The sequence below is a fragment of the Methyloversatilis sp. genome (assembly GCF_030698125.1).
GTDB lineage: Bacteria > Pseudomonadota > Gammaproteobacteria > Burkholderiales > Rhodocyclaceae > Methyloversatilis.
Window position 1 is genome coordinate 82967 of the sequence record NZ_JAUYNV010000004.1, and the last position, 13801, is coordinate 96767.

The 13801-nt window shown below is 66.1% G+C and carries 12 protein-coding genes; 5 read left to right on the forward strand and 7 right to left on the reverse strand.

Going from position 1 to position 13801, the window contains the following annotated elements:
* Positions 1 to 36: 36 nt before the first annotated feature.
* Entirely contained in the window at positions 37 to 375 is a 339-nt protein-coding gene (locus tag Q8Q80_RS01060; protein WP_069039828.1) for a P-II family nitrogen regulator, read from the forward strand.
* A gap of 28 nt (positions 376 to 403) precedes the next feature.
* Here the strand turns inward: Q8Q80_RS01060 and Q8Q80_RS01065 are convergent, their stop codons facing one another.
* Both Q8Q80_RS01065 and trxB read right to left on the reverse strand, forming a co-directional pair.
* Positions 404 to 982, reverse strand: coding sequence for a Smr/MutS family protein (locus tag Q8Q80_RS01065; protein ID WP_305631149.1), 579 nt, complete (start codon positions 980 to 982; stop codon positions 404 to 406).
* Positions 983 to 1004: 22 nt separating this feature from the next.
* Positions 1005 to 1961 (reverse strand): thioredoxin-disulfide reductase, encoded by a 957-nt coding sequence (gene trxB, locus Q8Q80_RS01070; RefSeq protein WP_305631150.1) that lies wholly within the window; start codon positions 1959 to 1961, stop codon positions 1005 to 1007.
* A 415-nt stretch (positions 1962 to 2376) separates the two neighbouring features.
* Between trxB and Q8Q80_RS01075 the strand changes: the two genes are divergently transcribed.
* The 4 genes from Q8Q80_RS01075 to Q8Q80_RS01090 all read left to right on the forward strand — a co-directional run bounded on the left by Q8Q80_RS01075 (position 2377) and on the right by Q8Q80_RS01090 (position 7399).
* Complete coding sequence (locus Q8Q80_RS01075) at positions 2377 to 3000, forward strand: Crp/Fnr family transcriptional regulator (RefSeq protein WP_257079929.1); 624 nt, start codon at positions 2377 to 2379, stop codon at positions 2998 to 3000.
* A 143-nt stretch (positions 3001 to 3143) separates the two neighbouring features.
* A complete protein-coding gene (locus Q8Q80_RS01080) occupies positions 3144 to 5372 on the forward strand; it encodes a DNA translocase FtsK (protein WP_305631287.1) in 2229 nt (742 codons plus the stop codon).
* Positions 5373 to 5374: 2 nt separating this feature from the next.
* A complete protein-coding gene (lolA, locus tag Q8Q80_RS01085; protein WP_305631151.1) occupies positions 5375 to 6010 on the forward strand; it encodes an outer membrane lipoprotein chaperone LolA in 636 nt (211 codons plus the stop codon).
* 24 nt (positions 6011 to 6034) lie between these two features.
* Entirely contained in the window at positions 6035 to 7399 is a 1365-nt protein-coding gene (locus Q8Q80_RS01090; protein ID WP_305631152.1) for a replication-associated recombination protein A, read from the forward strand.
* A 214-nt stretch (positions 7400 to 7613) separates the two neighbouring features.
* Here the strand turns inward: Q8Q80_RS01090 and Q8Q80_RS01095 are convergent, their stop codons facing one another.
* From Q8Q80_RS01095 to Q8Q80_RS01115, 5 genes are all read right to left on the reverse strand, one after another.
* Positions 7614 to 8378, reverse strand: coding sequence for a TIGR01458 family HAD-type hydrolase (locus tag Q8Q80_RS01095; RefSeq protein ID WP_305631153.1), 765 nt, complete (start codon positions 8376 to 8378; stop codon positions 7614 to 7616).
* A gap of 102 nt (positions 8379 to 8480) precedes the next feature.
* Complete coding sequence (locus Q8Q80_RS01100; protein ID WP_305631154.1) at positions 8481 to 9143, reverse strand: response regulator transcription factor; 663 nt, start codon at positions 9141 to 9143, stop codon at positions 8481 to 8483.
* Entirely contained in the window at positions 9140 to 10327 is a 1188-nt protein-coding gene (locus Q8Q80_RS01105) for a PAS domain-containing sensor histidine kinase (RefSeq protein ID WP_305631155.1), read from the reverse strand. Before Q8Q80_RS01105 ends, Q8Q80_RS01100 begins: the two co-directional genes overlap by 4 nt.
* 113 nt (positions 10328 to 10440) lie before the next feature.
* The gene (locus Q8Q80_RS01110; RefSeq protein ID WP_305631156.1) at positions 10441 to 11853 is read right to left on the reverse strand and encodes a sigma-54 dependent transcriptional regulator; all 1413 of its coding nucleotides are present in this window, start codon (positions 11851 to 11853) and stop codon (positions 10441 to 10443) included.
* Positions 11850 to 13346: an ATP-binding protein gene (locus Q8Q80_RS01115; RefSeq protein WP_305631157.1), complete on the reverse strand. Its 1497-nt coding sequence runs from the start codon at positions 13344 to 13346 to the stop codon at positions 11850 to 11852. The genes Q8Q80_RS01110 and Q8Q80_RS01115 overlap by 4 nt, the downstream gene beginning before the upstream one ends.
* Positions 13347 to 13801 lie beyond the last annotated feature (455 nt).

The following is a 13801-nucleotide window of genomic DNA, read 5'->3' on the forward strand; positions in this document are numbered from 1 at the left end:
CTTTATACTTCGCGGCCTTAGCGAGGAGAACGCACCATGAAAAAAATCGAAGCCGTCATCAAGCCATTCAAGCTCGATGAGGTCCGTGAAGGGTTGTCCGAAGTGGGCGTGACGGGTCTGACGGTGACCGAAGTGAAGGGTTTCGGCCGGCAGAAAGGCCATACCGAGCTGTACCGGGGCGCCGAGTACGTCGTCGATTTCCTGCCCAAGATCAAGATCGAAGTCATCGTGGCGGACGAAACCGTCGATCGCGCGGTCGAGGCCATCATCAAGGCCGCCCGCACCGGCAAGATCGGTGACGGCAAGATTTTCGTCATGTCGGTCGAACAGGTCATCCGCATCCGTACCGGTGAGTCGGGCGAAGAAGCCATCTGACGCCGCCGGGTTCCGCGGCGAGCCGGGCCTACTGGCCGGACATCGGTTTGAGCAGCACCATCAGGGCCCCTGCGCCGCCTTCGTGCGGCCGGGCCTGACAAAAGGCCAGCACCTCCTGGCGGTGCATCAGCCAGCCCAGCACCAGTCCTTTCAGCACCGGCTCCCGCCCGGGCGAACCCAGCCCCTTGCCGTGAATGACCCGCACGCAGCGCAGGCCGCGCCGGTGCGCATCGTGCATGAAACCGACCACCAGATCGTGTGCGGCATCGCGCGTGGCGCCGTGAAGGTCGATCTGCCCCTGCGACACCCAGCGGCCGCGTCGCAGGTCGCGCAGCACCTGCTTGCCCAGGCCGGCGCGCAGGAACGACGGTTCCTCGCCGCCTTCCAGACGCAGATCGGTCGACAGCGGTCCGCGGATCGATTCGGCCAGCACCGAGCGGTCGTCCGCTTCACGCTGCACCGGCCAGGCGCGCGGCGGCGGAGTTTCGAGCAGGATGCGGTCCGTGGATAGACGATGCACGCCTTCCACCGCCTGCCTGAACAGCGCGATATCTTCAGCGTCGGGCAGCGCCGGCGCCGGGTGGCGCCGCCTCTTGTTGGACGACATCGCGCTTCATGTCCACCCGGGTTCAGGCCAGACCGAGGCTGTCGAGGTAACGCTCGGCATCGAGCGCGGCCATGCAGCCAGTACCGGCGCTGGTCACTGCCTGACGGTAGATGTGGTCCTGCACGTCGCCGGCGGCAAATACGCCGGGGATGCTGGTTGCCGTGAAATCGCCCTGACGTCCGGCCTTGGTGACGATGTAACCGCCTTCCATGTCGAGCTGCCCCTCGAACAACGAAGTGTTCGGCTGGTGGCCGATCGCGATGAACACGCCGGACAGCTGGACGTCTTCGGTCGCGCCGTCGAGCGTCGATTTGACGCGCATGCCGGTCACGCCGGTCTTGTCGCCCAGCACCTCGTCCAGCGTGCTGTGCCAGCGGATCGTCACCTTGCCCTGCTTCTGCTTGTCGAACAGCTTGTCCTGCAGGATTTTTTCGGACTTGAACTTGTCGCGACGGTGCACCACGGTTACGTGGCGCGCGATGTTGGACAGGTACAGCGCCTCTTCGACCGCGGTGTTGCCGCCGCCAATGACCGCGACATCCTGGTTGCGGTAGAAGAAGCCGTCGCAGGTCGCGCAGGCCGACACGCCCTTGCCGGCGAAGGTCTCTTCCGATGGCAGGCCCAGATATTTGGCGCTGGCACCGGTCGCGATGATCAGCGCGTCGCAGGTGTATTCACCATTGTCGCCGACCAGCCGTATCGGCTTTTCGGTCAGATGGGCAGTGTGGATGTGGTCGAACAGCAACTCGGTTTCGAAGCGCTCGGCGTGGCGCTGGAAGCGCGCCATCAGATCCGGGCCCTGCACGCCTTCGGCATCGGCCGGCCAGTTGTCGACATCGGTCGTGGTCATCAGCTGGCCGCCCTGGGCCATGCCGGTGATCAGCACGGGTTTGAGATTGGCGCGCGCGGCATAGACCGCAGCGGTGTAGCCGGCGGGGCCGGAGCCCAGAATGAGAAGACGCGAGTGCCGTGAAGCCATGACTTGATTCCGGTGAGGTGGAAGATCGACGAAGCCTGAAAACTGCCAGCGCCTGAAATCGCGGGCGCTCTGCAAAGCCGGGCGCGCCGGAAACGGGGAAGAGCGGAAGCGACGGATTATAGCGATCGCGCCCGCGCACAATCGCTCTCAAGTTCTTGTGTCATCCGCCCGATAAACAAGACAGATATTGGGGCAATTTGTTTCCACTGTGGAAAAGTCCCTATAATCAGGGCCGCATCAGTGTTTGTGGCTCAACCCCACCTCCGGCGACGACGCAGTGGCCCGGAGAATGACCACAGGCGCGACGATCCATTCAAAGCGGCGCAGCCTGTTCCTGTCAGGCATGCTCGCATCAGGAGGTCTTGAGATGGTAACGGCTCACCCCGTTTCAGTTACGGCTTTGCGCACGTTTTCGATGTTCAGCGGGCTGCCCGACAGCTCACTCGACCCGGTCGCCAAGGTATCCAACATGCGGCGCGTGCCGCGCGGTTCCATCGTGGTCCGCGCCGGTGACAAGACGGATTTTGTCTATCTCATCCTGTCCGGCAGCCTGAAGGTGCTGGTGAGCGACGAGGAGGGTCGCGAAGTCATCCTGTCGATGCTCGGCCCGGGCGAGTTGTTCGGCGAGATGGGCGTGCTGGACGACAACCCGCGTTCGGCCACCGTGGTGTCGGTGGTGCCGAGCGACCTGATCGTCATTGCCAAGAGCGACTTCAAGCGCGTGCTGCAGGAGAACTTCGACGTGTCGATGTTCATCATGCGCAATCTGGTGGCGCGCCTGCGCACCGCCGACCGCAAGATCGAAAGCCTGGCGCTGATGGACGTCTATGGTCGCGTGGCGCGCCTGCTGCTCGAAATGGCCGACGAGGTGGATGGCCAGAAGGTCGTGAACCGCAAGATTTCCAAGCAGGACATCGCCAAGATGATCGGCGCGTCGCGCGAAATGGTGTCGCGCGTCATGAAGGACCTGCACCTGCAGGGCCTGATCGAAGAAGCCAACGGCAAGATCCACCTGCGCGAACGTCTCGAAACCGTTTGACGCTTCCAGGTTGCCGCTTTCCGACACGGGCCGCTGATGCGGCCCGCGTCTTATAATCGGGCTTGTTTTCACCCCGGCCCCGCGCCATCTCCCCTGTGGCGAAAGACGCTCAGCAACTTCCCCTTCCCGAACGCATCGCTGCCGTGCTGCACGAGGCCCGCTGGCTGGTCCTTGCCGCGCTGGCGCTCTACCTCGTCATGGCGCTGGGCGGTTACGACCGCGCCGATCCGGGCTGGTCGCATGCCGCCGCGTCCGAAGGGCTGTCCAACCCGGCCGGTCGTTTCGGTGCCTGGCTGGCCGATCTGGCGCTGTTCCTGTTCGGGCTGTCGGCCTGGTGGTGGGTGGCCCTGCTGATCGGCGGCTGCGTCTGGCTGTCGCGCGCGAGCGAGCGCCGGCTCGATCGCCGCCCGCTCTACGTCGCGCTCGGAGGTTTCCTGCTGGTGCTGCTGTCGAGCAGCGCGCTCGAAGCGGTGCGCTTCCACAGCCTGGCCGCCGAACTGCCGGTCGGGCCGGGCGGCATGCTGGGCAACGAACTCGGGCAACTGCTGAGCAGCGGATTCGGCTTCACCGGCGGCACGCTGCTGTTGTTGGTGTCGCTCGGCGTCGGGCTGAGCGGCATGACCGGCGTCACCTGGCTCGGTGCGGCCGAAGCGGTCGGCCGGGCGCTGGAACTTGTGTGGTTCGGCAGCGTGCGCGCCTTCACCACCTGGCGCGACCGACGGGTCGGCCAGCAGGTGGCCGAGCAGCGCGAAGCGGTGGTCGAAGCCGAGCGACGCAAGCCGTCGCGCCGGCGCGAACCGATCCGCATCGAAGTGCCCGAAGTCGAGGTGCAGCAGTCGGAACGGGTCAATCAGGAGCGCCAGCAGACGCTGTTCGCCAACCTGCCCGGATCGCTGCCGCCGCTCGCCCTGCTCGACGAAGCGAAGCCGGACATCGAACCGCCCAGCCCGGAAACGCTGGAACTCATTTCGCGCCAGATCGAACGCAAGCTGGCCGATTTCAACGTCGAGGTGAAGGTGCTGGCCGCCTATCCGGGCCCGGTCGTCACGCGCTACGAAATCGAGCCGGCGACCGGCGTCAAGGGCAGCCAGATCGTCGGTCTGGTGAAGGATCTGGCGCGTGCGCTGTCGGTCACCAGCATCCGCGTGGTTGAAACCATTCCGGGCAAGAGCTGCATGGGGCTGGAAATCCCCAACGCACGCCGGCAGATCGTGCGCCTGTCGGAAATCCTCGGTTCGGTTGCCTATCACGACATGGTGAGCCCGCTGACGATGGCGCTCGGCAAGGACATCGGCGGCCTGCCGGTGGTGGCCGATCTGGCGCGCATGCCGCATGTGCTGGTCGCCGGTACGACCGGCTCGGGCAAGTCGGTGGCGATCAACGCGATGATCCTGTCGCTGCTGTACAAGGCTGATCCGAGCCGCATCCGGCTCATCATGATCGACCCGAAAATGCTGGAACTGTCTGTTTACGAAGGCATTCCGCATCTGCTGGCGCCGGTGGTGACCGACATGCGCCATGCCGCCAACGCACTCAACTGGTGCGTCGGCGAAATGGACCGCCGCTACAAGCTGATGTCGACGCTCGGCGTGCGCAATCTGGCCGGCTTCAACGCCCGCCTGCTGGAAGCCGAGAAGGCCGGTGTGCCGCTGAACAATCCGTTCTCGATCACGCCGGACACGCCGGAACCGCTGCAGACCCTGCCGATGATTGTCGTCGTCATCGACGAACTGGCCGACCTGATGATGGTGGCCGGCAAGAAAATCGAAGAGCTGATCGCCCGGCTGGCGCAGAAGGCGCGCGCGGCTGGCATTCACCTGATACTGGCGACGCAGCGACCGAGCGTCGATGTGATCACCGGCCTGATCAAGGCGAACATCCCGACCCGCATCGCGTTCCAGGTGTCGAGCAAGATCGACTCGCGCACCATCCTCGACCAGATGGGTGCCGAGGCGCTGCTCGGTCAGGGCGACATGCTCTACCTCGCGCCCGGTACCGGTCTGCCGACACGCGTGCACGGCGCCTTCGTCGCCGACGGCGAGGTGCACAAGGTGGTCGATCACCTGAAAAGTACCGGCGCACCGGACTACATCGAAGGCCTGCTGACCGGCGCCACCGATGACGACGGCGGCGAGCTGCAGCTCGAAGGCGCGGGGGGCGGTGCCGGCGGCGAAGCGGACCCTTTGTACGATCAGGCGGTCGAAGTGGTCGTCAAGACGCGTCGGCCGTCGATTTCGCTGGTGCAGCGTCACCTGCGCATCGGCTACAACCGCGCCGCGCGCCTGATCGAGCAGATGGAGAAGTCCGGGCTCGTGTCACCCATGAATGCCACCGGCGGTCGCGAAGTGCTGGCGCCGGTGCGGGAGGAATGATCATGGTGCATCCATGGCTGGCGTCAGTTGTCGGCGCTTTGTGTCTGCTGGCGCTGCCGGCTTCGGCCGCCAGCGGCATCGAGCAGTTGCGCTCGTTCATCGACTCGACCCAGTCGGGTCGCGCGAGCTTCGAGCAGCGGGTGACCGCAAAGTCCGGTCGCAAGCCGCAGGAAGCAAGCGGCACGATGGCGTTTTCGCGCCCGGGCAAGTTCCGCTGGACCTACGACAAGCCGTACTACCAGTTGCTGGTCGGCGACGGCGAGAAGCTGTGGGTGCATGACCGCGATCTGAACCAGGTCACCGTAAAGACGCTCGGCGACGCGCTGGCGTCGACGCCTGCTGCGCTGCTCGCCGGTCGCAACGAGCTCGAACGCAATTTCGAACTGCGCGAAGGTGGTGTTGAAGACGGCCTGAGCTGGGTGGACGCCACACCCAATGCAGCCGAGGGCGGTTTCGAGTCGGTACGCATCGGTTTCTCCGACGGCATGCTGCGCGGCATGGTGCTGCGCGACAGCTTCGGTCAGACCACCTTGCTGCGTTTCAACAGCTTCGAACGCAATCCGAAGCTTGATGCAGCACAGTTCCGCTTCACGCCACCTGCCGGCGCCGATGTGATCGGCGACGACGTGAAAAAGTGAGTCCTGCCGTCGTGACCCGAGCGCATGGCTGATCTTTTCGGCATGCCGGACGAGCCGGTGGCGCCCGCGCGCGCAAGTGCTGCGCCGGGCGAAGCGAAAAGTCCGGCGCACGCACCCCTGGCCGAACTGCTGCGCCCGCGCACGCCGGACGAGGTGATCGGCCAGCAGCACCTGCTCGGGCCCGGCAAGCCGCTGCGCCTGGCGTTCGAATCCGGCATTCCGCACTCGATGATCCTGTGGGGCCCGCCGGGTGTCGGCAAGACCACGCTGGCACGCCTGATGGCGACAGCGTTTGACGCCGAATTCACCGCGCTGTCAGCCGTGTTTGCCGGCGTGAAGGATATCCGCGAAGCGATGCAGCGCGCCGAAGCGGTTGCCGCGAGCAGCGGCCGGCGCACGATCCTGTTCGTCGATGAAGTGCACCGCTTCAACAAGGCGCAGCAGGATGCCTTCCTGCCGTATGTCGAATCGGGCACCGTCACCTTCATCGGGGCAACGACCGAAAACCCGAGTTTCGAAGTCAATTCCGCGCTGCTGTCGCGCGCCGCCGTGTACGTATTGCAGAGCTTGAATGAGGACGAATTGCAGGCGTTGTTCGAGCGCGCCCGCACCGGCGCCCTGAACGGGCTGGCTTTCGACGACGACGCGCGCGCCCGGTTGATCGGCTTTGCCGATGGTGATGCCCGCAAGTTGCTGAATCTGCTCGAACAACTCGATACCGCGGCGCGCACCGCCAGGGTCGATCCGGTCACTGCGGCGTTCGTCGACAGCACGCTGTCGCGCAATCTGCGCCGCTTCGACAAGGGCGGCGACGCCTTCTACGACCAGATTTCGGCGCTGCACAAGTCGGTGCGCGGCTCCAACCCGGATGCCGCGCTGTACTGGTTCGTGCGCATGCTCGACGGTGGCGCCGATCCGCTCTACCTGGGCCGGCGCATCGTGCGCATGGCGGTCGAGGACATCGGTCTGGCCGACCCGCGCGGGCTTGAACTTTCGCTGCAGGCTTGCCAGACCTACGAGCGGCTCGGTTCGCCCGAGGGCGAACTGGCGCTCGCCCAGGCGGTCATCTTTCTCGCCTGCGCCGCCAAGTCGAACGCCGTCTACATGGCCTATAACGCGGCCCGCCGCTTCGTGGCCGAAGACGGTTCGCGCCCGGTGCCGATGCACCTGCGCAACGCGCCGACGAAAATGATGAAGAACATGGGCTTCGGTGCGGAGTACCGTTATGCGCACAGCGAGCAGGACGGCTATGCGGCCGGCGAGCACTACCTGCCCGACGGCATGCCCGAGCCGCAGTGGTACCAGCCGACCGATCGCGGCATGGAGGCGAAGATCGCCGAAAAACTGGCTGCTCTGCGCGAGCGTGACCGCAAGGCACGCGGCGACTGATCGACGTGTTGATCGCGACCGGGGGGCGCTCCTACAAGGGCGTCGCGGTTTTCCTGTAGGAGCGAGCCCTGCTCGCGATCCGGTCGCCAAAACACGCGACGGCGCAGGATCGACGTGTTGATCGCGACCGGGGGTCGCTCCTACAAGGGCGTCGTGGTTCTCCTGTAGGAGCGAGCCCTGCTCGCGATCCGGTCGTCAAGCACGCGACGGCGCGTCAAGCAAGGCAGGCGGCGAGATGGGCGAAATCGTCGTGGATGGCATCCGGGCGGATGTCCGGGTGACTTTCGTCCGCGGGTGAGTACTTGCCGGTGCGCACCAGCACGCCGGCGATGCCCAGCGCCTGTGCACCGCCGATATCGTCGCGCAGGTCGTCGCCGACCATGATGGCGTCGGCGGCCGCCACGCCGAGGCGGTCGAGCGCGGCCTGGAAGAAGGGCGCCGCAGGTTTGCCGGCGATTTCCGCCGCGACGCCGGTGCTGTATTCGAGTGCGGCGACGAAGGCGCCCATGTCGAGCGACAGGCCGTCTTCTTCCTTGAAAGTCCGGTTGCGCGCCATCGCGATGAAGGGCAGTCCGCGCTGGATCAGGCGGAAGGCGGTGTTCAGGGTTGCATAGTCGAAGCAGGGCCCGGCATCGCCCAGCACGACCGCATCGGGCTCGGTGGCATCGGGCCCGACTTCGCTGCGCAGGTCGGGGTGCACGACCCAGTGCGGATGCAGCCTGCGCGAACGCACCAGATTCAGCGTGGCGCCCGGTGCGGTCAGCAGTTCGTCCTCCTGCATGGCGAAGCCGAGCGCATTCATCTTGGCGACCAGCGTGCGCAGCGGCGTGCGCGTCGTGTTGGTCAGGAACAGCAGCGGCAGACCGGCGGCGCGCAGCCGGGCGAGCGCTTCGATCGAACCGGGGATGACCTGGTCGCCGACATGCAGCACGCCCGCCAGATCGATCAGCAGGGCCTTGGGGTGGGCGGGCAGTGACATGGTGGGTCTCCCGGATGAGTCAGTGATGGCGGCCTGATCGCGGCGGGAACGCCGCTCACGGCACCACCGCAAGCTTCCTGCTCGCCGGTCAGGCACGAAGGATCACAGCGTCACCAGTTGATGGCGGGCGGCAAAGCTCACCAGTTCGACCGGGTTCTTGATGTCGAGTTTTTCGAACAATCGCGCCCGATAGGTGCTGATGGTGTTGGCCGACAGCGACAGTTCGCGCGCGATGTCGCCCACGCTGTGGCCGCTGGCGAGCAGCTTGAGCACCTGCATTTCGCGGTTCGACAGGCTGTCCAGCGGGCTGGCGGGGGTGTCGCTGCGCACGCCGAAAGCCAGCCGCTCGGCCAGTTCGGGTGTCACGAACAGGCCGCCGCGCGCGACGCGGGCGATGGCGTCGAACAGCTGTTCGGTCGAACAGCCCTTGTTCAGGTATCCGGCTGCGCCGCTCTTGAGCGCGCGCACGCCGAACTGCGATTCCGGATAGGTGGACAGCATCAGCACCGCGACCTGCGGGAATTCGCTGCGCAGCTGCTTCAGCACGTCGAAGCCGTCGCGGTCATTCAGCGCGATGTCGAGCAGCACCACGTCGGCACCGTCGGTGCGCAACAGTCGCATCAGGTCCGGGCCGCCAGCCGCTTCGCCGACGACGGCGATGGCCGGGTTTTCACCGAGGATCTGCGCGATGCCCCGGCGCAACATCAGATGATCGTCAACGATGACGACGCGCGTGGGGCGGGTGGCGTCCATGAAGGAATTCATCGGGTCGAATCCGGTACGCGCAGCGTGACCGTCGTGCCGGCGCCCGGTGCGCTGTCGATCTGCAATTCGCCGCCCAGCACGCGGGTGCGTTCGTACATGCCGAGCAGGCCGAACGAGGTGGGCTGTGCCGGCACCTGCATGCCGCGACCGTTGTCGCAGATGCGCAATTCGATGTGGCTGGCCGCGCCGGTCACCTCCACCTGCACTTCGGTGGCGCCAGCGTGACGCGCGATATTGGTCAGCACTTCCTGTACGACGCGATACACCGCCACTTCGGCGCTGCGCCCGAGCCGGCGCTCCGGCCCGGCGTCAGGCACGTGCAGCGTGCAGCGCACGCCGCTGCGCGCCTGCATTTCTTGCAACTGCCACTCGATCGCCGCCCACAGGCCGAGGTGGTCGAGCACGCCGGGCCGCAGGTCGGTCAGGATGCGCCGCACCGCGCCCAGCGCCTGCCGGGTCACGCCGACCATGTCGTCGAATTTGCGTTCGAGCGTGTCGTCGCGCGCCAACTTGGCGCGCAGCCAGTTCAGGTCGAACTGCAGCGCGGTCAGCGACGCGCCCAGTTCGTCGTGGATTTCGCGTGCGATGTGGGCGCGCTCGTCCTCGCGCACCTGCTGCAGGTGCGCCGACAGCCGTTGCAGCGCGCCGTGCGATTGCTGCAGCCGTGCGTTGGCCTGTGACAGCGCGGCGGTGCGTTCCGACACGCGCCGTTCCAGTTCGGCATGATTGGCGCGCAGCACCGCCTCGGCCTGCTTGCGTTCGCTGATGTCGGCGAAGGTGACCACGGCGCCGACAATCTGGCCGGCGTCGCGGATCGGGTAGGACGTGTACTCGGCCGGAAAGGCGCTGCCGTCGCGCCGCCACAGCACTTCGGATTCGACCCGCACGCCGCGCCCTTCCTGGAAGGCACGGAAGATCGGACAGTCCTCGACCTCGTAACAGCGGCCGTCGGAATGCGCGTGGTGGATCAGGTAGTGCATGTTGCGGCCGAGCACTTCGTCGGCGTCGAAACCGATCAGTTCGGCGCCGGCGCGATTGATGAAGATGCAGCGGCCACGCTGGTCGATGCCGTAGATCCCTTCGCCGGCCGACTCCAGCAACATTTCGAGCTGGTGCCGCCAGGCAGCGTGATGCGACAGGTGGTGGAGGTTGGCAAACACGGTGCGCACGTCGAAGCGATGCACCAGCCCTGCATCAAGCGTGCCAAACGGTGCACCGGTCGTCTTCCATGCACCGGCGCGGGTTTGCCTGCGATCGGCCGATGCACGCAGACGGTGCGCGCACCGATCTGGTGCAATCAGGCAGGCGCGTCGCGCAGCCGCAGTGCGCCGTCGGTGTCGCCGGCTTCGATCAGCCCCAGTTCTTCATAGCGGCGCAACTTGCGCCACAGCGACACGCGGTCGATGCCGAGCAGGCGCGCTGCCATGGCGCGGTTGCCGCCGACTTCGGCCAGCACGTCGAGGATGTGCGAGCGCTCGACGCTTTCCAGCGTGCGGATTTCGCCACCCGTGCGGCTGCCCGCATCGCGATGAACCGCCGACGCGGCAAATCCGGCCGGCAGGTCCGCCTCGCCCAGCATGCTGCCGCTGGCCAGTGCCACGCCGCGTTCGATCAGGTTTTCAAGCTCGCGCACATTACCCGGGTAGTCGTAGGCGCAAAGCTTCTGCATCGCCGACGGCGCGATGGCGGTGACCGGCTTGCCCATCGCCAGTGCGGCGCGTCGCAGGAACTGTTGCGCCAGCAGCGGAATGTCTTCGCGCCGGGCACGCAACGGCGGCAACTGCAGCGTGACCACATTGAGCCGGAAGTAGATGTCCTGCCGGAACGTGCCGGCTTCGACCGCACTGCGCGGTTCGCGATTGGTGGCCGCGAGAAAACGCACGTCGGCACGCACCGGCTCGGTGCCGCCGACCCGCATGTATTCCCGCTCCTGCAACAGTCGCAGCAGCTTGACCTGCATCGCCGCAGACATTTCGGTTACTTCGTCGAGAAACAGCGTACCGCACTGCGCCGCCTCGACCAGGCCGCCGCGCGATTGCTGGGCGCCTGTATAGGCGCCCTTTTCGTGACCGAACAGTTCGTTGGCCAGCAGGTCTTCGCTCAGCGCGCCGCAATTGATCGCCACGAAAGGCCCGCCGGCGCGTCGACTGTGCGCGTGCAGGTGGCGCGCCAGCAATTCCTTGCCGGTACCTGTTTCGCCGACGATGAGCACGTTGCAATCGGTCGGCGCCACGCCGCGCGCGATGTCGAGAATGGCGCGCATGCCGCCGTCGCGCGTGATGATGCGTTCTTCGGCGGCCTGCTCGACCAACTGGCGCAAACGGTGGTTTTCGGCGCGCAACTGCGCCTTGTCGGCCGCCTCGCGCACCAGCTTGCGCACCTCGCCCAGCCGGAATGGCTTGGAAATGTAATAGAAGGCGCCGGTGCGCATTGCCTCGACCGCCGATTCGGTGGTCGCAAAGCCGGTCACCACGAGCACTTCCATGTCGGGCCAGGCCTCGCGCGCGCGGCGCAACAGATCGAGGCCATCCATGCCGGGCATGCGCACGTCGGTCAGCATGACCTCGAAGTCGCGCGCGCGCAGCAGCGCCAGTGCGCTGTCGCCGTTGTCGGCGGTCGTGACATCGAAGCCGTCGCGCCGCAGGGCAGTGGCCAGCCCCTCGCGGGCAACCGCCTCGTCATCGACCAGCAGTACGCGTGCTCCACTCATGATGTTTCCTCCGCTGGTATCCAGACCGTGACGCAGGCGCCGCCGTCCGGTTCGAGAGCGATGCTGACCCGGCCGCCGTGTTCGGCCGCGATTTCATGCACCACGAACAGCCCGAGCCCGGAGCCCTTGCCGACCGGTTTGGTCGTGAAGAAAGGGTCGAACACGCGCTGCAGATTGCCCGGCGCAATGCCGGGGCCGTTGTCGCACACTTCGATCGCCGTGCCGCCGTCGCGCTGCATGCCGCTGACCACGATGTGGGGCGTGGTCGCGGTTTCGTCGCAGGCTTCGAGCGCATTGCGGATCAGGTTGAGCAGCGCCTGCTGGATGCGCTGGCCGTCGGCGTGGATTTCCAGCGCCGGGTCGATGTGCAGCGTGACGGCGTCGCCGGCGTCCGGCTGTTCGGCGCGCAGCAGCGCGATGGTTTCCTCGACCAGTGGCCGCAGTGGCTGGCGCACCAGCGCGAAGTGGCTGTCGCGCGCGAAGGCGAGCAGCGTGCGCACGATGCGCTGGGCGCGCTGCACCTGATCGTCGATCTGTTCGACAAAGGCATTGAGCGGGGTGGCGTCGCTCCGCTCGGGTTCTTCGAGCAGCAGCTGGGCGTTGAGCGAAATATTGGACAGCGGGTTGTTCAGCTCGTGTGCCACGCCGGACAGCATGGTGCCCAGCGAGGCCAGCCGCGCGGTGCGCAGTACGGCCAGCTGGCGTTCTTCGAGGTCGCCGAGCGCCCGATTGAAGGCGTCGACCAGCGCCGCGATCTCGTCGTCGTGGTCGCGCGGCGTCAGGCGCGCCAGATTGCCGGTACCGACCCGCGCCAGATCGCTTTCGACCTCGCGCAGCGGTACCACGACGCGCCGTGTCACCAGCTGGCCAATGCCCAGTACCAGCACGATGGCGGCGAACATGATCACGTACAGCCGCGATTCCTGACCGGTCAGCGCGCTGCGCATGGCTTCGCGCGCCTGGTCGGACAGGCGTTCGCTGCTGTCGAACACCTGTTTGCCGACGGCCTCCATGCGCTCTTCCAGCGGCGAAATCGGGTCGGTCGGCTTGATGCGGCGCTGCAGGCGGTCGTCCAGCAGGTCGCGCCAGTCAGTCAGCGACTGCTCAAGTTCGTCGAGCGCAAAGCCGGGTGCGGCGCGCTGCATCAGCGGGCGGTCGCGCCCGATCAGCGCCAGCGCCTCTTCCGCCTTGCTCACTGCCGCCTTCAGTTCCGATGGTTTGCGGAACAGCAGGTAATTCTTCTCCAGCCGGCGCGCCTCGCGCACCACATCGTGCATGCGCGTGACCTTGTATTCGTCGTCGACGTGCGACAGCAGGCCGCGCACCTGTTCGAGTGCTGCGAACACCAGCAGCACGAACAGGCCGCCGAGCACGATGTAGCCGAGCAGGATCTTGCCGTGCAGCGATCGGGGCAACAGTTTCATCAATTGCATGTTGAAACGTTGCGTTGCGGATTTCAACGGTAATGCGAACGGCGCATCGGTCAGTTTCATGCGGGTTTTCGTCGGTCGGACAGGCATGAATAGCCCGGGCCGCTGCATTGTGCAACGTCTGCTGAATGCGAAAACCGGGGCGGGATGAGAGAACATAATGAAATCAGAGACTTGAGATATTTTATTGGACTGGCACATCCCCTGCTAGAACTTCCGTGCCAGCTCTGTGGCCACCGCCCGACGGCTCCTCGGACGGTGGCCGGTGGCAGGGGGCAATGGGGAGGCCGGTTTGCCAGCGGACTGAACCGGTTCTTTTGTGCGGCTCGCGACTCCTTCGCGAGCCGTTTTTCTTTGTGTCGTTTCCGTCCCTTTACTGCTTTCGCGATTCGTCCTGCCTCGCTCCGGGCCCGCGACGCGATGCCGGAGCCCCTGCCCGCTCACATCACCAGACCTTCGCGCACCGGTTTAACGGATAATTCGCGGCCGCCCACCCGTCGCGGCGCCGTTCATGCTGT